This window comes from Corallococcus aberystwythensis (assembly GCF_003612165.1).
GTDB lineage: Bacteria > Myxococcota > Myxococcia > Myxococcales > Myxococcaceae > Corallococcus > Corallococcus aberystwythensis.
The window spans coordinates 40562-64377 of sequence record NZ_RAWK01000009.1; the positions used below are offsets into that span (position 1 = coordinate 40562).

Annotated in this window: 19 protein-coding genes; 16 read left to right on the forward strand and 3 right to left on the reverse strand. The window is 69.3% G+C overall.

Annotated features, from left to right (window positions below; all coding sequences use genetic code 11):
- Positions 1-13 precede the first annotated feature (13 nt).
- Positions 14-1537: a Cof-type HAD-IIB family hydrolase gene (locus D7W81_RS43225; RefSeq protein ID WP_244226923.1), complete on the forward strand. Its 1524-nt coding sequence runs from the start codon at positions 14-16 to the stop codon at positions 1535-1537.
- Here D7W81_RS43225 and ppk2 read toward each other — a convergent pair.
- Entirely contained in the window at positions 1518-2318 is an 801-nt protein-coding gene (ppk2, locus tag D7W81_RS02525; RefSeq protein WP_120553699.1) for a polyphosphate kinase 2, read from the reverse strand. The genes D7W81_RS43225 and ppk2 overlap by 20 nt on opposite strands.
- 183 nt (positions 2319-2501) lie before the next feature.
- Between ppk2 and D7W81_RS02530 the strand changes: the two genes are divergently transcribed.
- The 15 genes from D7W81_RS02530 to D7W81_RS02600 all read left to right on the forward strand — a co-directional run bounded on the left by D7W81_RS02530 (position 2502) and on the right by D7W81_RS02600 (position 19840).
- Positions 2502-4151, forward strand: coding sequence for an efflux transporter outer membrane subunit (locus D7W81_RS02530; RefSeq protein ID WP_244226924.1), 1650 nt, complete (start codon positions 2502-2504; stop codon positions 4149-4151).
- Positions 4152-4160: 9 nt separating this feature from the next.
- Positions 4161-5171 (forward strand): HlyD family secretion protein, encoded by a 1011-nt coding sequence (locus D7W81_RS02535; protein ID WP_120553701.1) that lies wholly within the window; start codon positions 4161-4163, stop codon positions 5169-5171.
- A gap of 25 nt (positions 5172-5196) precedes the next feature.
- Entirely contained in the window at positions 5197-8010 is a 2814-nt protein-coding gene (rbbA, locus tag D7W81_RS02540) for a ribosome-associated ATPase/putative transporter RbbA (protein ID WP_120553702.1), read from the forward strand.
- A 2-nt stretch (positions 8011-8012) separates the two neighbouring features.
- Positions 8013-9137 (forward strand): ABC transporter permease, encoded by a 1125-nt coding sequence (locus D7W81_RS02545; protein ID WP_120553703.1) that lies wholly within the window; start codon positions 8013-8015, stop codon positions 9135-9137.
- Between the two features lie 40 nt (positions 9138-9177).
- Positions 9178-9954: a class I SAM-dependent methyltransferase gene (locus tag D7W81_RS02550; protein ID WP_120553704.1), complete on the forward strand. Its 777-nt coding sequence runs from the start codon at positions 9178-9180 to the stop codon at positions 9952-9954.
- Positions 9955-10089: 135 nt separating this feature from the next.
- Positions 10090-11574: a hypothetical protein gene (locus tag D7W81_RS02555; RefSeq protein WP_120553705.1), complete on the forward strand. Its 1485-nt coding sequence runs from the start codon at positions 10090-10092 to the stop codon at positions 11572-11574.
- 71 nt (positions 11575-11645) lie between these two features.
- Complete coding sequence (locus D7W81_RS02560) at positions 11646-12560, forward strand: class I SAM-dependent methyltransferase (RefSeq protein ID WP_120553706.1); 915 nt, start codon at positions 11646-11648, stop codon at positions 12558-12560.
- The gene (locus D7W81_RS02565; protein ID WP_120553707.1) at positions 12557-13114 is read left to right on the forward strand and encodes a hypothetical protein; all 558 of its coding nucleotides are present in this window, start codon (positions 12557-12559) and stop codon (positions 13112-13114) included. Before D7W81_RS02560 ends, D7W81_RS02565 begins: the two co-directional genes overlap by 4 nt.
- A gap of 101 nt (positions 13115-13215) precedes the next feature.
- Positions 13216-13437, forward strand: a complete 222-nt coding sequence (locus tag D7W81_RS02570; protein WP_120553708.1) for a hypothetical protein — start codon at positions 13216-13218, stop codon at positions 13435-13437.
- A 46-nt stretch (positions 13438-13483) separates the two neighbouring features.
- On the forward strand, positions 13484-13705 hold the full coding sequence (locus tag D7W81_RS02575; protein ID WP_120553709.1) for a hypothetical protein: 222 nt from the start codon (positions 13484-13486) through the stop codon (positions 13703-13705).
- Positions 13706-13756: 51 nt separating this feature from the next.
- Positions 13757-13975: a hypothetical protein gene (locus tag D7W81_RS02580; protein ID WP_120553710.1), complete on the forward strand. Its 219-nt coding sequence runs from the start codon at positions 13757-13759 to the stop codon at positions 13973-13975.
- 54 nt (positions 13976-14029) lie between these two features.
- Positions 14030-17029 (forward strand): DUF1611 domain-containing protein, encoded by a 3000-nt coding sequence (locus D7W81_RS02585; protein ID WP_120553711.1) that lies wholly within the window; start codon positions 14030-14032, stop codon positions 17027-17029.
- Positions 17029-18831: a peptidase domain-containing ABC transporter gene (locus D7W81_RS02590; protein ID WP_147445328.1), complete on the forward strand. Its 1803-nt coding sequence runs from the start codon at positions 17029-17031 to the stop codon at positions 18829-18831. Before D7W81_RS02585 ends, D7W81_RS02590 begins: the two co-directional genes overlap by 1 nt.
- Positions 18832-18854: 23 nt before the next feature.
- Positions 18855-19145 carry a hypothetical protein gene (locus D7W81_RS02595; RefSeq protein WP_120553713.1) on the forward strand — a complete coding sequence of 97 codons (291 nt, stop codon included), beginning with the start codon at positions 18855-18857 and terminating at the stop codon, positions 19143-19145.
- A complete protein-coding gene (locus tag D7W81_RS02600; protein ID WP_120553714.1) occupies positions 19142-19840 on the forward strand; it encodes a S8 family serine peptidase in 699 nt (232 codons plus the stop codon). The genes D7W81_RS02595 and D7W81_RS02600 overlap by 4 nt, the downstream gene beginning before the upstream one ends.
- Positions 19841-19855: 15 nt before the next feature.
- Here D7W81_RS02600 and D7W81_RS02605 read toward each other — a convergent pair whose 3' ends face one another.
- Positions 19856-22165, reverse strand: a complete 2310-nt coding sequence (locus D7W81_RS02605; RefSeq protein ID WP_158621407.1) for a carboxypeptidase regulatory-like domain-containing protein — start codon at positions 22163-22165, stop codon at positions 19856-19858.
- Positions 22166-22767: 602 nt separating this feature from the next.
- Positions 22768-23816: GntR family transcriptional regulator (locus D7W81_RS42215; RefSeq protein WP_158621409.1), on the reverse strand; the 1049-nt coding region annotated here is incomplete at its 5' end.

Sequence of the window (23816 nt, forward strand, 5' to 3'; positions counted from 1 at the left end):
GCTGGAGACAGCCATGACCATCAAGTTGCTCATCGCGGATGTCGACGGGACCATGGTGACGCGGGACAAGGTCCTCACCCCGCGAACCTGCGACGCCGTTGCCCGGCTGCGCGCCAGCGGCATCCTGTTCACCCTCACGAGCGGGCGGCCGCCGCGCGGAATGGCAGGGCTGGTGGCCCCGCTGAAGCTCACCGCCCCGCTGGCGGCCTTCAACGGCGGCGTGTACGTCAAACCCGACCTCACGACGGTGCTGGCGCAGCGGACCCTGCCGCCCGCCATTGCCAGACAGGCCGTCGACTTCATGCTCCAGGCGGGCCTGGATGTCTGGGTCTACCAGGGGGCGGATTGGTTCCTCCGCGCCCCCGAGGCCTTCCGCGTGGCCAGGGAGAAGACCAACGTCGGGTTCGACCCGGTCGTCATCGCGGACCTGCACGGCGTGCTCGACGCCGCCATCAAGCTCGTCGGGGTGAGCGAGGACACAGCGCGGGTCGCGCGGTGCGAGGCCGAGCTCGCCCTGCGGCTGGGGTCGGAGGCCTCGGCGGCGCGCTCGACGCCCTACTACGTCGACGTCACGCACCCCGAAGCGAACAAGGGAATGGTCGTGCGCGAGGCCTCGCGCCTCCTCGGGCTCCCGCTCGAGCAGATCGCGGCCATCGGGGACATGGCCAATGACCTGCCCATGCTGAACACCGCGGGCATGGGCATCGCCATGGGCAACGCCAGCCCCGAGGTCCAACGGTTCGCACGCCACGTCACGCGCACCAACGAGGAGGAGGGCTTTGCCCACGCGGTCGACACCTTCATCCTGGGCCAGCCGCCTCTCGCACGGACGAAGCTGGGGCTTCCGCCCCGCACGCGCGCCTGCCTCTTTGGCCTCGACGGCGTCCTCACCCAGACCTCCAGCCTCCACGCCCGGGCCTGGAAGCAGCTGTGCGACTACTACCTGCGGCAGCGCGCGCTGTCCTCCGGGCAGCCCTTCATCCCCTTCGACCTGGTGCGCGACTACAGCCGCTACTTCGACGGCAAGCCGTCCCAGGAAGGCATCCACGCGTTTCTGGACGCGCGCGGCATCGAACTGCCGGAGAGCACGGTCCACGCACTGAACGACCGCAAGGCGGCGCTCCTGGCGGAGGTGCTCCAGCAGGAGCGTGTGGAGACGTATGAAGGGGCGGTCCGCTACGTCCAGGCCGCGCGCGCCGCGGGGCTCCGGACCGCGGCCGTCTCCGAGAGCAGGCACTGCGCCGGGATGCTCCAGTCGGCCGGCATCCAGGACCTCTTCGACGCGCGGCTCGACGCCACGCTGCCTCCCGAGCTCTACGTCACGGCGGCCCGGACCCTTGGTGTCAGCTGCGAGGAAACGGCCGTCTTCGAGGACACGCCCGCGGGCGTCGCGGCCGCACGGGCGGCCCACTTCGCCTATGTCGTTGGCGTAGACCGGCTGGGCCAACCCGCCGAGCTGCGCCGCCACGGCGCGGACATCGTGGTGGCGGACCCCGCCGCCCTCCTCGATCAGGAGGTCAGTACTTCTCGGGGATGAAGTTCTTCCCCCGGAGCGGAGCGTCGTCGTCGTACTTGCCCTTCATGGAGCGGCGGGGCAGCTCCACCTTGGGTCGCTTCACCTGCTCGTGGGGGATCTTCTCCAGCAGGAAGCGGATGCAGTTGAGCCGCGCCTTCTTCTTGTTGTCGGAGCGCAGGATGTACCAGGGCGCCTGCGGCGTGTCCGTGGCCGACAGCATCTGATCCCTCGCCCGGGAGTAGTCGTACCAGCGCGTCCAGGACTTGAGGTCCATGGGGCTCAGCTTCCACTGCCGGAGGGGGTCGTCGATCCGCGCCGCGAACCGCCGCTCCTGCTCCGCCTGGCCGACCTCGAGCCAGACCTTCAGCAGGAGGATTCCGCTCTCGACCATGTACTTCTCGAAGACGGGACAGCCCACCAGGAAGCGCTCGTGCTCTTCGGGAGTGCAGAAGCCCATCACGGGCTCCACCCCGGCCCGGTTGTACCAGCTGCGGTCGAAGATCACGATCTCGCCCGCCGCGGGGAAATGCGGCACGTACCGCTGCAGGTACATCTGGGATTGCTCCCGGCTTGAAGGCGCCGGGAGGGCCACCACGCGAAACACCCGGGGGCTCACCCGCTCGGTGATGGCGCGAATCGTTCCCCCCTTCCCCGCGGCGTCCCGCCCTTCGAAGACCACGATGACACGCATCCCCTCCTGCTTGACCCAGTCCTGGAGCTGGCAGAGCCGGGCCTGGAGCTTGCGAAGCTCCTTCTCATAGTCCTTGCGCTTCAGGGGCTCCGAATGGGTGTCGTGGGCCATGGCTTGAGGGTCGTGCGGCCCAACGACAAGCGCAATGCGTCCCCTGGGGAGACGCGTCCGCCAGCCTTGTGGGGCCGGCGACATCCCTGTCGCCCCCGGGCCGGTGTCATTCATTGCTGAAAGGACATCGCGGCCTGTCCCGCGGGGCATCCGGACCGCTCGTACTTCCGCGCGCTCTCCGCCGTGCGGACCCTCTTCTCCATCGAGGTGTCTCGGATGCGGGGGGCGGACAACACCATGCAGGGGATGAAGCCGGAGTTCGGCCCCGTCGTCGGCGCATTGCCGCTGCTCGGCGTCCTATCAGCGCTCTTCGGGTGCACGGTAGGCCCCGACTTCAAGAGGCCTGACGTCAACGTCGCCAAGGAGTGGCGCACCCAGGGCGACCCCCGGCTCTCGAAGCAGGCCGAGGTCGATTCCCAATGGTGGAAGTCGTTTGGAGATCCGTCACTCGATCGCCTCGTCGAGACCGCCTACCGGCAGAACCTGCCGCTGCAGATCGCGGGGCTGAGGATCGTGGAGGCGCGAGCCCAGCTGGCCATCCTCACCGGCCGGCAGTATCCGCAGGTGCAGGTGGCCACCGGCAGCGCCGCCGCGGTGGGACGCAGTGAGAACTCCGCCGCGGCCAATCTGTTGGACCTGACCAATCTCGGAGACCTCGACCGCCACTACCTGGAATACCAGCTGGGCTTCGACGCGCTGTGGGAGGTGGATTTCTGGGGCAAGTACCGGCGGGGCGTGGAGTCGGGAACCGCCGGCCTGCTCGCGTCCGTGGCGGACTACCAATCCTCGCTCGTGTCGCTCACCGCGGAGGTCGCGCGGACCTACGTCCTGGTGCGGACGTACGAGGTGCTCATCGAGCAGGCCCGGGAGAACGTCAGGATCCAGGAGGAGGGCTTCCACATCGCCGAGGCGCGCTTCAGCAATGGCGCCACCTCGGAGCTCGACATGACGCAGGCCGCGACCCTGCTGGAGAGCACCCGGGCCACCATTCCCCAGCTGGAAGGCGGGCTGGAGCAGGCTCGCAACGCCCTGAGCACGCTGCTGGGCCAGCCTTCGGGCGCCGTGGAGGCCTTGCTGGCGGGTCCCAAGCGGATTCCCGTGGCGCCCGCGACGGTGGCGGTCGGCATGCCGGCCGAAATCCTGCGGCGGCGCCCGGATGTCCGCAGCGCCGAGCTCTTCGCCGCCGCGCAGTGTGCGCGAATCGGTATCGCCGAGGCGGAGCTCTATCCGAGCTTCTCCCTCTTCGGGACCATCGGGCTCCAGGCGAGCACCAGCGGCGCGTCCTCCGGCAACCTCTTCTCCCTGGGCAGCCTGTTCTATTCAGTGGGCCCCCGCATTGTCTTTCCCTTCCTGAACTACGGCCGCCTGAAGAACGGGGTGCGTGTCGAGGACGCGCGGTTCCAGCAATTGCTGGTCAACTACCGCAACACGGTGCTCAAGGCGGGCCAGGAGGTGGAGGACTCCCTGACGGGCTTCGTCAATGCCCAGAAGGCCATGGCGTTCCACCAAGCCGCCGTGAAGGCCGCGCAGCGGTCGGTGGAGCTCTCGGCGGTGCAGTACCGGGAAGGCGCCGTGGATTACCAGCGCGTGCTGGACGCGCAACGCTCGCTCCTGGAACAACAGAACAACCTGGCCCAGACAAGCTCCTCCATCGCCACGAACCTGGTCGCCCTCTACAAGGCGCTGGGCGGAGGCTGGGAGGTCCGCCGCGACCAGCCCGTCGTGCCGGAGCCGATGCAAGCCGAGATGGAGCAGCGGACGAACTGGGGTGACATGTTGTCCAAGCCGCGGACGCAGGAAGCCAAGACGCTTTCGCAGCCGGGAAAGCAATAGGAGTCCGCCATGCCCAAGCTTCCACAAGGCAAGATGAAGTGGGTCCTCGGGTTGGTCGCCATCGCGATCATCGCGTTCATTGGCTTCCGCTATTGGAAGGGGAAGCAATCCGAGCTGCCGGAGGGAATCTTCTCGGGCAATGGCCGCCTCGAGTCGAAGCTGGCGGATGTCTCCGCCAAGGAACCCCTGCGGGTGAAGCAAATCCTTGTCAACGAAGGCGACCTCGTCCGGCCAGGTCAGGTGCTGGTGCAATTGGACACCACCACGCTGGAGTCCAGCCTGGCGGAAGCCAACGCGAACCTCGCCGCCACGCAGGAGCAGCTGGCGGTGGCCCAGGCGGGGATCGTCAAGCAGAAGAGTGAAATCGAGCTCGCCACCATCGAGGTCGAGCGCGCCCGCAGGCTGGTGGCCCGGGGCGCCGGCTCGCAGCGGGACCTGGACGTTCGCGCGAGCCAGCTGGAGACCACCCAGGCCAGCCTGGCGGAAGCGGAAGCCACGCTGAAGACCTCCAGGAAGGAGATTGAAGTCGCGCGAGCGAATGCCGAGACCATCCAGACGCGCATCGCGGATGCGACGCTCAAGTCTCCGGTGACGGGAAGAGTCCTCTACCGCCTGGCCGAGCCCGGCGAGGTGCTCGCGCCCGGCGGACCGGCGCTCACGCTCGTGAACCTGGAGGACGTGTACATGGAGATCTTCCTCCCGGCCAGCGAGGCCGCCCGGGTGAAGATTGGCTCCGAAGCGCGCCTCACCGTCGACTTCGAGCCCAACCGCTCCATCCCCGGGTACGTGTCCTTCGTGTCCCCGGAAGCGCAGTTCACACCCAAGCAGGTGGAGACGAAGAGCGAGCGGGAGAAGCTGGTGTTCCGCCTGAAGCTCCAGGTCCCCCGCGAGCTGGCCAGCCGCTACGTCGAGCGCATCAAGACAGGCATTCGCGGCGTCGGCTACGTCAAGGTGGACCCCTCCGTGGAGTGGCCCGCCCGGTTGCGGAACGTCATCACGGAGCAATCCGCCTCCCGTTAGCCCGGTGACCCGGAAGGACTCAGCCATGGTCTCATCCGCGTCTCCAGCCTCCCCGGGCGGAGCCTCCAGCAAGCTCGTGGTCTCCATCCAGGACGTGACCCACCGCTACGGCAAGGTCGTCGCGCTCGACGGCATCTCGCTGGATGTTCCCAGCGGCATCATGGTGGGCATCGTGGGGCCTGACGGGGTCGGCAAGTCGACGCTGATGGCCCTGGTCGCCGGCTCCAAGAAGATGCAGCAGGGACGGGTGACGGTCCTGGACGGGGACATCGCGGACGCCCGGCACCGGCGCTCCGTGGGGCCGCGCATCGCGTACATGCCCCAGGGGCTGGGCAAGAACCTCTACCTGGAGCTCAGCGTCTACGACAACGTCGACTTCATGGCCCGGCTCTTCGGACTGTCGCCCGAGGAGCGCAAGGTGCGCGTGCCAGAGCTGCTCGCGGCCACCGGCCTGGGCAAGTTCGCGGAGCGCCCCGCCGGCAAGCTCTCCGGCGGCATGAAGCAGAAGGTGGGGCTGTGCGGCGCGCTGGTGCACGACCCGGATCTGCTCATCCTCGACGAGCCCACCACCGGCGTCGACCCGCTCTCCCGGCGGCAGTTCTGGACCCTCATCGACGACATCCGCGCCGGGCGTCCTGGCATGAGCGTCATGATCTCCACGGCCTACATGGACGAGGCGCAGCAGTGGGACTGGATCGTCGCCATGGACGCGGGGCGCGTGCTGGCGACGGGGACGCCCGCGGAGCTGATGGAGCGCTCGGGGACCCAGAACCTGGAGCAATGCTTCATCGCGCTGCTGCCCGAGGAGAAGCGCCGGGGCCACAAGGAGATCGTCATCCCGCCCCGTACCCCGGGCAACGCGGAGCTGGCCATCGAGGCCCATGGACTGACCCGCCGCTTCGGGACCTTCACCGCCGTCGACCACGTCACCTTGTCGATTGAACGCGGTGAGATCTTCGGCTTCCTGGGCTCCAATGGCTGCGGCAAGTCCACGACCATGAAGATGCTGACCGGCCTGCTGCCACCCACGGAAGGGACGGCGAAGCTCTTCGGCAGCTCCGTGGACGCCGGCAGCATGGAGGTGCGCAAGAAGCTGGGCTACATGACGCAGGCGTTCTCGCTCTACGGCGAGCTGAGCGTCCAGCAGAACCTGGTCCTGCACGCCCGGCTCTACCACCTGCCGCCGGACAAGGCGAAGGGGCGCATCGACGAACTGGTCGAGCGGTTCGGCTTGGGCGCGCACCTGGAGGCGTTGGCCGGGGACCTGCCCATGGGCCTGCGCCAGCGGCTCTCGCTGGCCGTCGCCGTGCTGCACGGACCGCAGATCCTCATCCTGGACGAGCCCACGTCAGGCGTTGATCCCGTCGCCCGGGACAGCTTCTGGGAGCTGCTCATCGACCTGTCGCGCAAGCAGGGCGTCACCATCTTCGTGACGACGCACTTCATGAACGAGGGGATGCGCTGCGACCGCATCTCCCTCATGAACGCGGGAAGGGTGCTGGCGGCGGACTCCCCCCAGAAGCTCATCGAGGCACGCAACGCAGACAGCCTGGAGACCGCCTTCATCGGCTACATGGAAGACGCCATCGCCGAAAAGGCACGCGCCGAAAGCAAGGACGCGAAGCCCAAGGACGCGGCTCCCGCGCACGCGCCCGAGGCCGCCCCGCCCCAGCCTCCGGCCGCGCCTCGAGCGGACCGGGCCGGCCTCCGGCTGCGACTTGGCCGGATGCTCGCATACACCCACAACGAGGCCATCCAGATCCTCCGCGACAAGGTCCGGCTGGCGTTTGCCTTCATCGGCTCGGCGGTGCTGATGCTCGTCTTCGGCTTCGGCATCACGACCGACGTCGAGAACATCCGCTATGCCGCGCTGGACATGGACCAGTCGCCCGAGAGCCGGCTGTATCTCGAGCAGTTCAGCGCGGCGAAACCCTACTTCGCCCTGACCCCGCCCGCCGCCTCCTCGGACGAGGCGCTGCGCCGGCTCCAGTCGGACGATGTCTCGATGGTGCTGGAGATTCCGCCTCGCTTCGGTCTGGATTTGCGCCGGGGCTCGGGACCGGAGGTGCTGGCGCAGGTGGACGGCGCCATGACCTTCCGAGGTGACACCGTGGAGCAGTACGTCCAGGGGGTCCACAACCGGATGCTGCGGGATCCCGCGAGCGGCTTCTATTCCGCCAGCGCGCGCAAGGGCACGGCCAACATCGAAGAGCGCTTCCTCTACAATCCAACCTTCGAGAGCGTCTATTCCATCGTGCCGAGCGTCCCGGCGCTGCTGCTGCTGCTGATCCCCGCCATCCTCATGACGGTCAGCATCGTGCGTGAGAAGGAGCTGGGGTCGATCATCAACTTCTATGTCACGCCCACGGGGAGGCTGGAGTACCTGCTCGGAAAGCAGCTGCCCTACATCGCCATCGGGATGGTCAACTTCTTCATCCTGACCGCCCTGGCGCTGGTGGTCTTCGGTGTTCCCATCAAGGGCAGTTTCCTGACGTTGATCCTCTGCACGCTGTTCTACGTCGCGGCGACGACAGGCATCGGGATGGTGACGTCCACCTTCACCGGCAGTCAGGTGGCGGCCGTCTTCGTCACGGCCATCCTGACCATCGTGCCGACCATCCAGTTCTCCGGCTTGTTGCAGCCCGTCTCCACGCTTCAGGGTGGGGCGGGGGTCGTCGGATCCATCTGGCCGGCCACCTATTACATGCACGCCAGCCTGGGCGCCTTCACCAAGGGACTGGGGGCGGGCCTCATCATGAAGGATGTCGCCTTCCTGGCCGTGTGCGTCCCCGTCCTTCTTGCAATCAGTGTCATCGGCTTGAGAAAGCAGGAGAAATAGAAGTGAACTCCCTGCTGAACATCCTGTGGCTCGGGCTCAAGGAGCTTCGAAGCCTGGTCAGCGACGCGGTGCTGGTCGTGTTCGTCGTCTATGCGTTCACGCTGGCCATCTATGTCCAGGCCACGGGGACCTCGAGCGAGGTGAACAACGCCTCGATTGCCTTCGCCGACGAGGACGGGTCCGCGTTGTCCAAGGAGTTGCTCAACGCCTTCTATCCGCCCCGCTTCAAGCTGCCGGAGCTCATCTCCCCGGACGAGGTCCAGGCGGACATGGACAGGGGCCGGTTCATGTTCGTGGTCGTGATTCCGCCCCGCTTCGAGCACGACCTTCGCGCGGGGCGCAACCCGGACATCCAGGTGAACATCGACGCCACCGCCATGCAGCAGGCGGGCATCGGCTCCGGCTACATCAAGAACATCATCAACGACCGGATCTCCTCCTTCCTCAAGCGCACGGAGGAGGCGGGACCGAAGCCCGTCAACCTCATCGTCCGCAAGCTCTTCAACCCCAACGGGGTTTCGTCCTGGTTCAAGAGCGTGGTGGCCATCATCAATCAAATCACCCTGCTGACCGTCGTGCTGACGGGCGCCGCGGTCATCCGTGAACGCGAACACGGGACGCTGGAGCACCTGCTGGTGATGCCGCTGACCTCGTTCGAGATCGCGATGGCGAAGGTCTGGGCCAACGGGCTGGTGATCCTGGTCGCGACCGCGGCTTCGCTCCTCCTGGTCGTGCACATGGTGCTGAAGGTGCCGTTCGCCGGCTCGGTGGTGCTGTGGTTCGTCGGGGTCGTGCTCTACCTGTTCTTCGCCACGGCGCTCGGCATCTTCCTGGGGACGATTTCACGCTCGATGGCGCAGTTCGCGCTGCTCATCATCCTGGTGGTGCTGGTGCTGATGCTGCTGTCGGGCGGGAGCACGCCCGTGGAGAGCCAGCCGAAGTGGCTGCAGTATGTGACGTACCTCCTGCCTGCCCGGCACTTCGTCAGCTTCTCGCAGGTCATCATCTACCGCGGCGGAGGGCTGGGGGCCGTCTGGCGCCAGTTCCTGATGGTGGCCGCGGTGGGCGTGGGGTTCTTCGTCTACAGCCTGGCGCTCTTCCGCAAGTCCATCGCGGTGAGCAAGTAGGGCGCGACTGGCATCGCGAGGAGGCTCTATCCTCTTCGCGATGATTCGACTGCTCCCCCGGCTCCACCTCTTCGAGTTCCTCGACCAGTCCTGGCTGCCCGCGCTGCTGCGCCGGGGCGAGGTCGACTATCTGCACGTCGTGCTGGACCGCGTGCGGCCCTACGACGCCGTGGCTCCGCAGCTGGGGGACCTGCTGCGCATGTCCGGCACGAACCGGATCATCGACCTGTGCTCCGGGACCGGCGGCCCCTGGCGCACCCTGCTCCCGGCGCTGCGCCGGGTGCACGGCGAGGCCGAGGTGGTCCTCACCGACCTGCACCCCACCCCGGTGCCGGAGCTGCCCGCGGGCGCGCAGTACCGCGACACCCCGGTCGACGTCACCCGCATCCCGGAGGAGCTGACAGGGGTGCGCACCCTCTTCGAGGCGCTTCATCACTTCCGTCCGAAGCAGGCGCGCGCCCTCCTCGCGGACGCCGCCACGCGCGGGGTTCCCATCGCCGCCTTCGAGCTCACGCAGCGCTCGTTGCCCTACGTCCTCTTCCAGCTCCTGCTCATCATCCCCCTGGTGTGGGGCTTCACCCCGCTCATCCGTCCGGTGCGCTGGTGGCGGCTGCTCTTCACCTACCTGGTGCCCATCATCCCGCTGCTCATCCTCTGGGATGGCGTGGTGTCGTCGCTGCGGACCTACGCGCCGGAGGACCTGGAGGAGCTGACCGAGGGGCTCGATGCCAATGGCTACAAGTGGCACACCGGGGTTCATCGCGCACAGGGCATGAACATCACCTATCTCATTGGACTGCCCCGCCCCCGGCCTTGAGCCGGCGGCAAATTCCAGCCATATCAAAGACAGACAGGCAAAAGTTCGAAAACAGTCCTACCTCCTTGGGGTACTCCTTGGAGGGCAAGGCTTCGCACCCCACTCTCCGACCGCTGGGGGCCGGAAGGAGAGGACATGCATGTAAGGAATTGGAGTGCCCTGCTGTGGTTGGGACTGGCGGGGATGGGCTGTGGGGTTTCGCCGGGCGATGAACTGTCCGTGGAGGCCGTCCCCGTGGCCACGGTGGAGGACGACTCCCGCGAGGTGAGTGCCCAGGCCTGCCCTCCGGGGGTGGCATCCCGGGTGGCGTCCATCATGCCCACGGGGTCCGTGGGCTTCATGGGGGAGCTCACGAACGTCCAGGGGACGCTCTACTTCGTCACCTCCGCCTTCGACACCGGTTCGCTCCTGTGGCGCAGCGACGGCACGGAGATGGGAACCGTCCCGCTGAAGGCGTTTCCGGGCCCCCCCGGTGTCTATCAGCCCCAGAGCCTGGTCGCGGTGGGCAACAAGCTCTTCTTCCAGACCCGCACCGACACCACCGGCATGGAGCTCTGGCTCAGTGACGGAACGGCGGGAGGGACCCGGCTGGTCAAGGACATCACCCCCGGAGCGGAAGGCTCCGTGATGACCAACGCCACGGAGCTCGATGGCCGCCTGGTGTTCTTCCGCTGGGTGCCGCTGCCAGGAGGTGGGGCCGGGCCGGAGCTGTGGCGGTCCGACGGCACGTCCGCCGGCACGCTGCGGGTGCGGAACTTCACCAGCACCCCGGGCCTGGGCAATGACACATTGAAGGTCGGCAACGCGTTGCTCTTCGTCTTTTCCGAGGACACGGGCACCACGCTGTGGCGCACCGACGGAACACTGGCCGGGACCACCTCCGTCAAACAGCTGGACGCGGGGAACACCTACCTCTCGGGCGTGAGCCGCCCGGGTGAGCAGCCGCTGTTCATCCTGGAGGACGGCCCCAACTTCGAGGTGTGGAAGACGAATGGCACCGCCGCGGGAACCGTTCGCCTGGACACCTTCGGCAAGCGGGTGAACCTGCTCGGGACCTTGGGCGCGTCTGTCTATCTGACGTCCGTGGACAGCCCGGTGACGAAGCGGCTGCGCATCGACCGGCTCTCGCTGAGCGGCGGAGGCAAGACGGGAATCACCACCCTCCCCAACCCCTACGGGTCCTACGAGTACACGTATCCCTCCGTGCGGACGGCCGTGACCTCCGGCAACGACATCTACTTCACCATGAGCATCGGAAGCGACGCCCCCGTGCCTACGGCCGTATCGCTGTGGGCGACGAATGGAACGGCGGCGGGGACCCGCATGCTCTTCAACAATTCCTATGTGGAGTACGGGTACCCGTATCCCGTGTTCGCCACCGGTACGGGTCAGGTCCTGTTCGGCGGCGCGCCGGACGAAGACGGGCCCGTCCTGCCCTATTTCACCCGAGGCTCCGTGGCGACGCAGGGCCAGCTGGCGGACGTCTTCCAGCCGAAGTCGTTCACCCGCGTGGGCAATCGCATCTTCTTCACCGCCATCGACACCGCCGACGAGGGCCAGCTGTGGTCCGTGCCGGCCACCTTCAGCTGCCCGCCGGGGCCGGCCGTCACCGGGGAGTAACACCGGACACGGCGGGACGCGGTACACTCCCGCGGTCACGTGGCACGCCACCGTGCGACGTGACCGCTGGAATGCCCTCCGACCTGCTGGAAATCTCAGACCTCATCGTCGACTACGACGTCGCGACGCTCCGGCCCCGGCCGGTGTCCCGCGAGTCCGTCGTGGCGCGGCTCATGGCGAACGGCCAGCGCTCCGCCGCGAGGCTCGTGCAGCGGTTCCCCGCGTCCAATGACACGCTCGACGTGGAGGCCTGCAACGGGGCCCTCCTGCGCTCGCACATCGAATTGCAGCGGCTGAGCGAGGAGTTCCTGCAAGCGGACCGCCTCCGCTGCGTGCTGCTCCCCTTGTTGCAAGCGCTGCGCGACACCGGTGTGAAGCCTCCCTTGCGCATCGTCGACGTCGGCTGTGGGCTTGGCTACGCCGTCCGCTCGCTCGCGGCGCATGGCCGGCTGGGGCGCGACGTGGAGCTCATCGGCTGTGACATGAACGTGTCGCTGATTGAAAACGCCCGGCGGCTCGCGGAGGAGGAATCCCTCTCATGCGAGCTGCGGGTCGCGAACGCTTTCCAGTTGGAACAGCCCGGCCACGTCTTCATCTCCACGGGCGTGCTGCATCACTTTCGCGGCAACGACCTGAGCGCGTTCTTCGCCGGCCAGCGGCAGGGGCACGCGTTCGTGCACTACGACATCCAGCACTCGGTGTTGTCCCCCTGGGGTTCGTGGATGTTCCACCAGGCCCGCATGCGCGAGCCGTTGGCGCGCCATGATGGCGTCGTCTCCGCCCGGCGCGTCCATCCCACGGAGACCCTGCTGTCCGCGGCGCGGGGGGCGACGGGGTTCACCTGCGCGTCGCTGGACGGGGCCCGGAACCTCCTGGGCGCCGCGCTGCGTCCCATGAGCGCCACGCTGGGCGCTCGCGCGGAGCTGTGGGAACCGCTCCTGCGCCACCTGGGACCGCTGCGCTCGCGGCTGGGGCCCGCCCGATGAACGCCGTGCTGCCCGTGCTGCTCGCGTTGCTCGCCATCACGGATGCGTCGTTCTGCGGCTTCCGGGTCGCGGCGGGCCGGGATGCCCGCATCTTCAAGGCGGACTTCTACCGGGCCGCCATCCGCCGGGGGATGCTCCGGGGAGTCTTCACGACCGCGGCGGTGGGCTGCGGCATCGCCGGGGCCTGCCTGTTCGCGCCCGGCCTGTTCTCCCAGCTCCTCGTGTGCGCGCGGGCCATCCTCTGGGTGCTCCTGCCGTACGCGACGCTGACCCTGGTGGGCATGGGCGTCTGGGCGGCGGCGGAGGCCGATGTGCGAACGCTCGCGAGCGTGGTGGTCCTGGGGCCGTTCACGCTGATCCGCCCCTGGGTCATCGCCGCGGCGGCCGTCGTGGGCGCGTGGAAGGCGCCGGGCCCCACCGCCGCGCTCGTCACCATCGCGGCGTGCGGCGTCCAGATGGCGATTGAACCCTGGCTGAACGCCGGCATGCGCCCGCGGATCCCGGGTGGTGGGTCCGAGGGGACCGTGAAACAGGAAATCACGCGTCTTTCCTGACACTTCCGGACCGCCTTCCTCCCCTGGCTTGCCCGCCCCCCGGTCCCTTCCTAGGATTCTGGGTTCCGCCGGATCCCCCTCATCACCCTGGAGTCTCCACCATGCGGTACACGCGCAAGAACATCTCCGAGCTGCTGGACACCGTGCAGGGCAACCCTGACGTCGTGGGCTTCTGGACGTCCACCATCGGCAGCTACACGTACAACATCACCCCGTCCGCGGGCGGCAACATCCTCCAGGACATCTACAACCCGAACCACCGGATGTGCGAGGACGGCGGGCAGGTCGTGTTCGAGGACGCGTCCCAGATCGGCTGCTACTAGCGCCCTCCCTGGTTTCTCCCCTCCACGCCACACCCGGAGCACAGCCATGCGTTACACGCGCAAGAACGTCAGCGAGTTGTTGGAGTCGGTGCAGGGCAGCCCGGATGTCCAGGGCCACAGCAGCTCGACCTTCGCCGGCGCTACCTGGAACATGGTCGCCTCCTTCGGCGGCGGAGTCGTCTGGCAGAACTACTGGACCAACCAGTGGACCTGCGAGGACGGCGGCAGCGTCACCGCCGAGGATCGCTCCACGTTCGGCTGCGGGTAGCACGCCCGCGCCTTCCCACCGCCGTTCCCACCCGCCACACGGAGGTTCCCGATGCGTTTCACGCGCAAGGATGTCTCGGAGTTGCTGGAGCAGGTCCACGGAGGCCCGGACGTGATGGGCTTCGCCACGTCGAATTTCTCCAGCACCACGTACTCGCTCGTCGCGTCGGGGCCGGGAACGGTCTGGCAGGACCTCTACAACTCGGCCCACCGGCTGTGTTCCGAGGACGGCGCGACGTCCCCCACCGAGGACTGCGGCGGCCGCATCTAGCCGTCCCGCGGTCCGCAGTGCTTCCCCCCGCTTCCCCCGTCTCGCGGTCCCCTCATGAACACGCGCCTCACCCTGATCCTCAACACCCACATGCCGCAGGTGTTGGGCGAGGGGCCCCTCTTCGATGAGCCGGAGAACTGGCTCTTCGAAGCGCTGACGGAGACGTACATCCCGCTGTTCCGGATGCTGGAGCGCTGGGACTCCCGGCGCTTCGCCGGCACGCTGGTGATGTCCTTCACCCCGTGCCTGGTGGACCAGCTCATCGCCTGCGAGGAGCGCTACACGGGCTACCTCCAGCTGCTCAAGCGCATCGCCACGCGCGAGCTGGAGCGCACGTCCCAGCGGGAGCTCTACAACCGCTACGAGAAGTACCCCCAGCCCCTGTCGGACGAGCAGCTGGACCGGGTCCACCGCACCGCGGGCATGTACCTGCGGCGCGTGGAGGACAGCCTCGCGTTCCTCCAGGCGCACAGCCTGCGGGACGTGTTCGCCTCGCTGGGGCGCTCGCGGCCGCCGGGCGTGCAGCTGTGGACGTCCACGCCGCAGCACAACTTCCTGCCCTTCTTCCAGCCCGCCGTCGCGGACCGGCTGGTGGCGCGGGGCGTGGAGTCCTTCCAGGACGTCTTCGGCCGCGAGCCGGACGGCCTCTGGCTGCCCGAGTGCGCCTTCCAGCCGGGCGTGGAGCGCGTGCTCACGCGCCATGGCATCCGCCGCACCGCGCTCAGCCTGACGGGCATTGGCGCGTCCCAGCCCCAGGACCCCAGCGGCGTGTTCCGCCACGAGGACCTGGAGGTGCTGGTCCACGACTACCGCATCGCGCTGCACCTGTGGAAGTCGCCCGAGTCGACGTTCCCCGCGCACCCCGTGTACCGCGAGTTCTTCCGGGACGTGGGCTTCGACCTGCGCCCCGAGTACTTCGAGGAGCTGGGGGTGCCCGTGCCCGCGAACAAGCGGGGCCACGTGTGGACGGGCCTGAAGTACCAGGCCGTCACCGGCCAGAAGGTCGACCTGGGCCAGAAGGCGCTCTACGACGTGGACGCCGCCCACGCGCAGGTGTCCCGGCACGTGCGCGAGTTCTGGGAGCTTTTGGACTCGCGCCGCTCGCTCGTCCAGGACGGGCAGACGTTCGTGCTCGCGTTCGACACGGAGCTGTTCGGCCACTGGTGGCACGAGGGCATCGAGTGGCTGGAGGGCGTCATGCAGCCCGCCACGCCCCTGGAGGTTCCGGCCGTTCCGGCCACTGCGGCCGCGCCGCCGCCCGAGCCGCCGACGCTGCCGCGGCTCTACTATTCGACGTGGGGGCGCGACTTCTACAGCGAGCACTGGCTGACGCCGGGCAATGCGTGGATGTACGCGCTCATCAAGCTGGTGGAGGCGCAGCTGCCGGAGCCGGTGGACGCGGAGACGCGGGAGACGTGGCGCCGCTTCGAGGTCTTCAGCGGCAGCGACCTGCTCTTCATGATGCCGGACCCGTCCCAGCGGGACCGGGCGCGCGCGCTGTTCCTCGCGCGCTACGCGGACGTCGTGTCGCGGCTGAAGGACTTCTCCTCCGAGCTGCTGACCTCCTTCCCGGTGGACCCCTTCAAGTGCGTGCTCATCCACGTGAGCCGCGCCGGCGGGCAGGAACAGCCGCCGTTCCTCCTGCGCCGGCTGTCCCTGGAGGGTGTGAACACCGGGGCGCGCCGGGAGCTCACGCTCGACGCGGAGGTGCTGGAGGTCGCGGGCCTGCGCGTGGCGTTCCAGTACTTCCTCCTGCACCCGCAGGGCCGCTACGCGCTGCGCGTGGAGGGCTCCGAGCGCGAGCACGTCTTCCAGATGCCGGACTACGGCGTGCCGCTGCTCATCGCGCCGGACACCCGGACCTATCCCAAGTACGACCCGGAGGTGCTGTACCGGAAGCTGGGTGAAATCTGGGAGGGCGACCAGCGGCTGCCGTTGAAGCAGGCCCCCACGCTGCGCAGCCGCCACATGTACACGCGCGCGCAGGTGATGGAGGTGCTCGCGGGCAAGCGGACCGCCGTCTTCAAGTACAACAAGGAGGGCTACGCGCTCCTGCGCTTCCGCGACCGGAGCATGGCCCCGGCGCACGTCGTCTTCGACGATACGGTATCGCTCAGCGACGCGGGCGCGTACATCCAGGCCGGGGAGCTGTCCGTGCCCGTGGTGAGCGACCCGGCGGACATCGCGCGCCACGACTTCGACGCGGTGGTCTTCACCTGCTCGCTCAACTTCGAGACGGAGGTGCCGCACGTCCGGGCGCTGCTGGAAGTGGCCACGCGCAAGCGGCTGCCGGTGGTGTCGCTGTACGACGACATCCTCTATTACGACCTCTTCGACGGGCTGGAGCCGGACCCCGCGCTCTTCTATCGCGTGGCAGTGCCGGAAGAGGACGCGCTCGCGCGCCCGGGTCCGGAGGCGTATGGCCCGCGCAACCTGCTGGGCGTCTTCGGCACGGACACGGTGCAGGGCAAGTTCACCACGCAGGTGTACCTGCGCGAGGCGCTGGCGAAGCACGTGCGCGTGCGCCACCACGCCACCGAGCCCACGGGCATCCTGCTGGGCTCGGACACGGGCTACTCGCGCGTGCTGCGCGTGGAGGGTCCGCAGCGGCAGGCGTTCGAGCGGCGGCTCATGGCGGACCTGGCGCGCGACTGCGACGTGGTCATCACCGGCGGGCAGAACGGCCTGCTCTACACGCCCGCGGGCCTGGACCGCCGGGCCAACGCCTCCACGCTCATCTACGAGACGTTCCTGCCCCGGCTGGTGGTGCTCACCGTGTCGGTGGACACGAAGCCGGAGGACGTGGTCGCCACGCGCGAGTACCTGGACCTGCTGGCCCGCGAGCACGGCGTGCCCTGCACGGTGGTGGGCCTGGCGATGATGGGCGGGCGCAAGCTCCTGGGCAGCCGGTGGACGGAGACGTGGTTCCTGGGCGTCCGGGATGAGGTGCTGGAGGAGGCGCGGCGGAAGATGGAGCAGCACACCGGCCTGCGCGTCCATGCCATTCCCGAGGAAGTGGACGCGCTGGCGCGGAGCGTGCTCACGCACCTGTGATGGAAGCGGGCGGAGCGATGCAGGGCGAAGGGCCTCCCGGGCTGCGGCAGTCGGCGCGCTACCTCGCCGCGCTGCTGCGGCTGCTGCGTCCCGCGTGGGGAGCGCTCGCGCGCAGCGCGCTCCTGGGGCCGGTCATCACCGGGCTGTGCCTCATCCCGCCCTTCCTCACGCGGCTGTTGTTCGACCACGTGTCGTCGCCGCAGGACCTGGGGCTCCTGCACGTGCTGGTGCTGAGCATCCTGGCCGCGTCGGTGGCGGCGGCGCTCGCGGAGACGCTGCTGGGTTATTACTCCGCGTACCTGACCGTGAAGCTGGAGAGCTCCGCCGCGCTCTACCTCTTCAACCACCTGCAGCACCTGCCGGACCGCTTCTTCTCCCGGCGGCAGGTGGGCGAGCTCACCAGCCGCTTCGACGACGCGAAGGCGGGCATGTCGCTGGTGCTGGGGATGCTGCGGCTCGTCTTCTCGCAGGTCACCTTCCTCATCGTCATCCCGTTCACCCTGGTCTCGCTCCACTGGGAACTGGCGCTGGCGGCCCTGGCCACGCTGCCCTTCGTGGTGGCCGTGCCGCTCCTCATGGGGCGCGCGATGGGCCACGCGTGGCAGGAGGTGATGGGCGTCCACGGCGCGCTCGGCGCACTCCAGGTGGAGACGCTGCGGCAGAGCCGCACGACGAAGGTGCTGGCGCTGGAGCCGTTCGTCTACCAGCGCGCGGCGGGGCTGATGCAGTCCGTGCTGCGGGCGCACCTCAAGGCCCATGGGGTGGAAGGCCTGCTGCGGCTGTTCGAGCGCTCCGTGGAGGCCGCGCAGACGGCGCTGTTCACCTGGCTGGGGTGGCGGCTCATCCTCCAGGGCAAGCTGACGCTGGGCGGCTTCGTGGCCTTCGTGGCCTATGCCGCGTATCTGCGCGGGCCGGTCATCGAGGCCATCGCCTTCGTCACCAGCCTGCACCAGCGCGGCATCCACCTGCGCCGCTTCTTCGAGTACCTGCACGAGACGCCGGAGCAGGACCCGGCCCGTTCGCTGACGCCTCCTGCGCCGGTCACCCGGCGGCTGTCCGGCGAGGTGACGCTGGAGGACGTGTCCTTCGGCTACCTGCCGGAGCAGGACGTGCTGCGCGAGGTGAGCGCGAGCATCCCCGCTGGAGCGGTGGTGACCATCGTCGGGTCCAGCGGCTCCGGGAAGACGACGCTCGCGCGGATGCTGACGCGGCTGGAGGAGCCGGGCCGGGGGCGCGTGCTGTTCGACGGGCAGGACGCGCGGACGCTGGAGCTGTCCGACCTGCGCCGGCAGCTCGCGGTGGTGTGGCAGGACGTGGAGCTGTACCACGGCACCGTGCGAGACAACCTCACCCTGGGGCTCTCCGGCGTGAGCGACGAGGACCTGCGGCAGGCGGTGCGGCTGTGCGCGCTGGAGCCCGTGCTCGCCGGGCTGCCCCAGGGCTACGACACGCCAGTGGCCGAGGCGGGCGCGAGCCTCTCCGGCGGACAGCGGCAGCGGCTGGCGCTGGCCCGGGCGGTGCTCCGTGACGCGCCCGTGCTGCTCTTGGACGAAGCCACCTCGCAGCTGGACGTGGAGACGGAGGCCACCATCGTGCGCGGGCTGCTCGCGCGGGCCCGCGAGCGCGGCCAGACGGTGGTGTTCATCACGCACCGGCTGGCCAACGCGACCCTGGCCGATGAAGTGTGGATGCTCGCGGGCGGCCGGCTGGTGGGCCGGGGGCCACACCCGGAGCTGCTCGCGCGCTGCGCTCCGTACCAGCGGCTGTTCCGCGCGGGCATGGGCGAGGCGGACGCCGCGTAGCGCGGAAATACGGACGACGGACCATGGCCACTGAGCTCCCACGCCCCACCGCATCGCCACTGCCCTCGCGGCTGCCCCTCCTGGAGGACCCCGACCACGCGGGCCTCTTCGTCGTGCGTCGGATTGGCACCCTCACGTTCCTGCTCGTCGGGGTGCTCTGCGTGGGGATGGGGCTCGCGGGTTCGCTCGTGCACCTGACCGTGTCCGTTCCGGACGCCGTCCCGCCCCGCATGGAGACCGTGTCCCTAGGCACCTACGTGTTCCGGCAGCTGGGGCACTGGAAGCCTTCGCGGTCTGGAGGCACGGCCCCGTGAAGAAGGTGGGCATCATCGACAGCGGCGTGGAGGTGGCCTTCCTGCGGGAGCACGCGCTTCGACTGGCGGGAGCGGCGTCGTTCACGCTCGACCTGGAAGCGCAGGTGCTGGAGGCGCGCGCCTACGAACGGGAAGAGCTGGAGGCGTGGCGGAGCGGCGCGGGCACGCTGGACCTGGAGGACACGCACGGGCACGGCACGGCGGTGCTGAGCATCCTCCAGGACCAGGTCCGTCCCTGGCCGGACGTGGAGCTCTACGTGGCCCGCGTCCTGGACCAGAACGTGCGCGGACACTCGCTGTGCCTCGTGGAGGCGCTGGGGTGGATGCTCGACGAGGTGGGCGTGGACGTGCTCAACCTGAGCCTGGGCACGATCCACCGCGCGTTGGAGGCGCCCATGCGCGAGGTCATCGACCGCGCGGCGGCCCGGGGTGCCCTCATCGTCAGCGCCGCGGGCGGGGTTCCCACCCTGCCCTCGCAGCTGGAGTCCGTGGTGTCCGTGGGTGACCCCGCCCTCATGGAGCGCGTGGGCCCGGACGTGAAGGTGGACCACGTCGTGGAGGAGCGGGAGGTGAAGCTCTACATGGGAGGCCGCTGGATGCAGGTGCCCATGACGACCAGCTTCGCCTGCGCGGTGGCGGTGGCCGGGGTGCTGCGCGAGGGCCTTCCGCCGGGCTGGCGGCGCAAGCCGGGCTGAGCGCCGCGCGGCGGCTCAAGGCGTGGGCGGGCCCTGGGGGGACGGCGTCACTTCCAGGGCCACGTCCCCCAGGTCCAGCACCTGGCCGTCCTTCAGCTTGAGCATCCGTCGCAGGTGTCCCTTGGAGGAGCCGCCCAGGATGATGAGGACGCGCTCGCCCGGACGCACACCGCTGAGCGAGAAGCGGCCCTCCGCATCAGGGCCCTGCTCCGGAGCGGGCGGCTCGCCCTCGATGACGACGAATGCGTCCGGGAGGGGCTCCTTCGTGGCCGCGTTCACCACCCGGCCCCGCACGGTGGCGGGCGCCGTCAGGGGGATGTCCACCTCCAGCACCGCGCCGGTGCTGGGAGAGGCCAGGACCTCACCGACAGCGCCGTCCGCCGTGCGCGCGGTCAGCTTCACGGGCTCGGGCGGGACGTCGCGCAACTCGAAGCGCTCACCGGAGAGCTCCCAGTGTCCTCCACCCTCGGGGAGGAAGCCCTTCTGGAGCTGGAGCGACAGGGTGAAGCCGCGGACGGGCTCGCCCGTGCGCACCACGCGGCCGCGCAGGAAGGCCGAGGGCCGCAGCCGCACCACCACCTCCCGGTCGGTGGTCACGGGCACGGCCTCGCTCGAGCGTCCGCCGTTGCGCGCGTCCAGCATCACCCGGCGGTTGGCGGGGAGCGCCGCAGGGGAGACGGGGATGGCGAAACGTCCCTCTTCATCCGCGGGCGCCATCATCAGGGGAATGCCCTGCCTCTCCGCCGCCGTGAGGGCGATGACGGCGTGAGGCGAGGGCGAGCCATCCGGCTCCAGGACGACGCCGCGGTACTCGTGCTCGTCGCGCTTCTCCTCCCACGTGAAGTCGACCCGGGCCGTGCGTCCCGTCTCCACGCGCACCCGCTCCCGCTGGCCCTGCGTGAGGCGGCCGTGCGCCGTGAGCAGGACCGTGTAGCCACCTGAAGGAAGGACCAACCGGAAGGCGCCTTCCGCGTCCACCCGCGCCTGGCCCACCTCCGGCGCCACGCCTTGGGACGGATCATCCGCCAGGGCCGTCACCTCCAGCGCCACGTCCGGGAGCGAGCCCCGGGCCGCGCGCACGACGCCCTCCACGGTGCCTGTGCCGTCCAGCGTGAAGTCCGCGCGGGCCGTGCTGTTCGCCTCCACGGTGACGGTCTGGCGGCTGCCCACCGTCGACCCCTCGTGGCGTGCGAAGAGGGCCAGGCGCCCCGTCGCGATTCCCTCGAACCGGTAGCGCCCGTCGGCATCGGTGCGGGCGTCGAGGGGCTTCGCGTCCGCGCCATCGCTCCAGCCGTTGAAGCCAGAGACCCGGGCGGCCGCTACTGGAGCGCCGTTCCTGTCGCGCACCTGGCCCTCCACCGCGCCGGTGCGTGAGAGCTTGAGCTCCACGGGGAAGCGCTCGCCCTGGGTCACCGTCAGGTTCCGGCGAACGGCGGGAGAGAACCCCGGAGCCGTGACCTTCGCGTCGTAGCTGCCGGGAGCCAGTCCGCGCACGAGGAAGTGCCCTTCCGCGTCCGACACCGCGACGCCGGGGTCCGTGTCCCCTCCCGAGTGGCTGACATCCACGCGAGCCCCCGCCACCGGCCCGCCCGAGGGCTGCTCCACCACGCGGCCCTCCAGCACCGCCCCCAGCCCCAGTTGGATCCGCACGTTGCGCACGGTGCTGCCCGCGACACAGAGGACCGGAAGGTCGAGCGCGCCGGCCTCCTCGCCACGCCGTGCGGACACGGGGTGGACACCGGGCTCCACCTCCACGGAGAAACCGCCTTGCGCTCCCGTCGTCACCACCTGGGAGGGATTGCCGCCCACCCGCACCTCGGCGTCCGCGGCCGGCAGCCCCTTCGCGTCCACGACGAAGCCCTCGATGACGCTCGCCAGGCGGAGCGCCAGCGTCAGCGGGCCATCTGTGGGGATGCGCAGCCGGTTCATCACCACGCGCGCGTAGCCGGGGGCTGTTGCTTCCAACAGGTAGGTGCCCGGGGCGAGCCCGTCGATGCGGAAGTTTCCCCGCTCATCGCTCGTCGCGAAGACGCGCTCGTCATCGGGGGCGGAAGCGCGCTGCCAGACCTCCAGTTCGCGAGCGTGCGCCGTGAGGACGATCTCCACGAGCGGCAGCGGTTCACTCGTTCCGCGCACCACCGTACGGCCCGTGAGCGATTGCGAGGGCGCCAGGGAGATCCGCATCGCCGTGCGAGGCTCGCCACGCGGACGCACCACCTCGCGCAGCAGCGGCGCCAGCCCCGGGGCGCGCACCGCGACCAGATAGCGGCCCGGCCCGGAGGCGAGCTGGACGTGCCCCTTCGGATCCGTAAGAGCCGAACCCATCAGCGTCCAAGAGGATCCGCGAGCTCCGGGTGCATACAGCCTCACGGTGGTCCCGGCAGAAGGCTGCCCAAACGCGACAACCTCCACGTCCAGGACGCCATCCGCTTCGCTCGGAGACGACGTCGTCGGGAGCATGCCATCGACATGCGCGGAGGGTCGCGGCGTGGACTCGGGACTTGAGGATGCCTTCCGCGCGAGTGGGCCGCCCTCGCCCCCAACTGGGGCATCTGGTCCGCCGGAGCGCAAGGCCCAGAACAGCACGAGGCCGCACGCGACCAGGACCGCCACGCCACCGATGAGCCACCTGCGCATGCCCGCCATCCTCGCCCCACCTCCGTGGGAGCACCGGCCATCAGTATCCCCCGAAGCCGTGTGCGCGTCCCGCCTCGGGCTTCGAGTCCCAGGGACTCACGCTCCAGGTCGAAGCGCACGGAAGGCAGGAGGGCATGGCCCGCATCGAAACGGGTTCGCACCAGGCCAAAGGCGGTCCGGTCACGGGAGCCACGGCCAGAGACCCGGTTCGGTGAAGAATGAGTTCGTGGGCACATCCGGAGCAAGAGCCCGACCCGGGAGGATGCGTCCGAGTTCAATCGACGCAGGCCCTATCCATCAGGGCAGGGCATGCCGCGGCTCCACGGAAGAGAGGACGCGAAGGGCTGTTGCCGCTCACGAAGCAGGAGCCCCAGGGAATAGGCAATGAAGCGCCAGGGGCGCGAGGCGCGCCTGCCCAAGGCCCCCTGGGTATCGCCCTCCTTGTACGCCGTCACGGGTGTTTGTCCTTGGAAGCCGGAGGGTGAAGCCTCAGCCTGATCCGGAGGCAAAGTGCACCCATCTGTCCGACAGCCAGACAGGTTGTCCAAGACCGGGCCCGTCACGTCCCCAGCGGTGCACTTCCCAGCAGGCTCGCAGAGGGCGACTGGAGACCGCCGAGTTCCGCTATCGCGCTCCGCAGGGGGGACCTGACCATAAGGCCGCGGTGCCCCCCCGAGCGCCTCGGTGTCCTCTTCGGCCGGAAGGAGGCAGGCAAGGCCATGCTCCTCAGCACAGGCGCGTGCCGTGGGCACATCGCCCTGCGCGGAGTCTGACGAGGGGGCGCCGGGGTTGCTCTCCTGAGCGTAGTCGCCGTCGGGGGACGCACACTCCCGAGCGACAGGAGCGAGTTGGTCCAGCACAAGCTCGTCGTGCGCCCTCATCAGCGCCGGCAGCTGGTGCTGAAGCGCCTGCACGTCGCGCGCATACAGCGCATCCAACGCGCAGATGACCCACTGGCGCATCGCATCGCCGCCCATGAAGGGCAGCAGCCGGTCCGCGATGCCCCGGAAGGCCCGCTGGAGTGACTGGATGAGAAGCAGGTGTCCGGGCCGTGAAGCCACCTGGGCAGAAAGCCGCAGCAACTCGAATTCCAGCTGCGCGCAGCGCTCCTTGGGGTGGTACCAGCGCGCCGCGTCCTGGAGCGCGTAGCAGGTGCTCTCCAGCGGCCCCAGGGCCACGGCGGAGGCATTCGCGCAGCAGTCGGAAAGCAGCTCCACCAGCACCTGCCGCTTGAGGCTGAAGAAGCCCTCCAGCAGCCACCGGGACTCCTGGGTGCGCGTGTCATGCAGGGCCAGCCCCAGGTTCTCCAGCGTCAGGGACTCGTCCAGCGCCACCGCGC

Excerpts from the sequence above, each read along its gene's own strand:
- D7W81_RS43225 (WP_244226923.1), top strand. The coding sequence starts at position 14 with ATGACCATCAAGTTGCTCATCGCGGATGTCGACGGGACCATGGTGACG.
- ppk2 (WP_120553699.1), bottom strand. The coding sequence starts at position 2,318 with ATGGCCCACGACACCCATTCGGAGCCCCTGAAGCGCAAGGACTATGAG.
- D7W81_RS02535 (WP_120553701.1), top strand. The coding sequence starts at position 4,161 with ATGCCCAAGCTTCCACAAGGCAAGATGAAGTGGGTCCTCGGGTTGGTC.
- rbbA (WP_120553702.1), top strand. The coding sequence starts at position 5,197 with ATGGTCTCATCCGCGTCTCCAGCCTCCCCGGGCGGAGCCTCCAGCAAG.
- D7W81_RS02550 (WP_120553704.1), top strand. The coding sequence starts at position 9,178 with ATGATTCGACTGCTCCCCCGGCTCCACCTCTTCGAGTTCCTCGACCAG.
- D7W81_RS02555 (WP_120553705.1), top strand. The coding sequence starts at position 10,090 with ATGCATGTAAGGAATTGGAGTGCCCTGCTGTGGTTGGGACTGGCGGGG.
- D7W81_RS02560 (WP_120553706.1), top strand. The coding sequence starts at position 11,646 with ATGCCCTCCGACCTGCTGGAAATCTCAGACCTCATCGTCGACTACGAC.
- D7W81_RS02565 (WP_120553707.1), top strand. The coding sequence starts at position 12,557 with ATGAACGCCGTGCTGCCCGTGCTGCTCGCGTTGCTCGCCATCACGGAT.
- D7W81_RS02570 (WP_120553708.1), top strand. The coding sequence starts at position 13,216 with ATGCGGTACACGCGCAAGAACATCTCCGAGCTGCTGGACACCGTGCAG.
- D7W81_RS02575 (WP_120553709.1), top strand. The coding sequence starts at position 13,484 with ATGCGTTACACGCGCAAGAACGTCAGCGAGTTGTTGGAGTCGGTGCAG.
- D7W81_RS02580 (WP_120553710.1), top strand. The coding sequence starts at position 13,757 with ATGCGTTTCACGCGCAAGGATGTCTCGGAGTTGCTGGAGCAGGTCCAC.
- D7W81_RS02585 (WP_120553711.1), top strand. The coding sequence starts at position 14,030 with ATGAACACGCGCCTCACCCTGATCCTCAACACCCACATGCCGCAGGTG.
- D7W81_RS02590 (WP_147445328.1), top strand. The coding sequence starts at position 17,029 with ATGGAAGCGGGCGGAGCGATGCAGGGCGAAGGGCCTCCCGGGCTGCGG.
- D7W81_RS02595 (WP_120553713.1), top strand. The coding sequence starts at position 18,855 with ATGGCCACTGAGCTCCCACGCCCCACCGCATCGCCACTGCCCTCGCGG.
- D7W81_RS02605 (WP_158621407.1), bottom strand. The coding sequence starts at position 22,165 with ATGGGTTCGGCTCTTACGGATCCGAAGGGGCACGTCCAGCTCGCCTCC.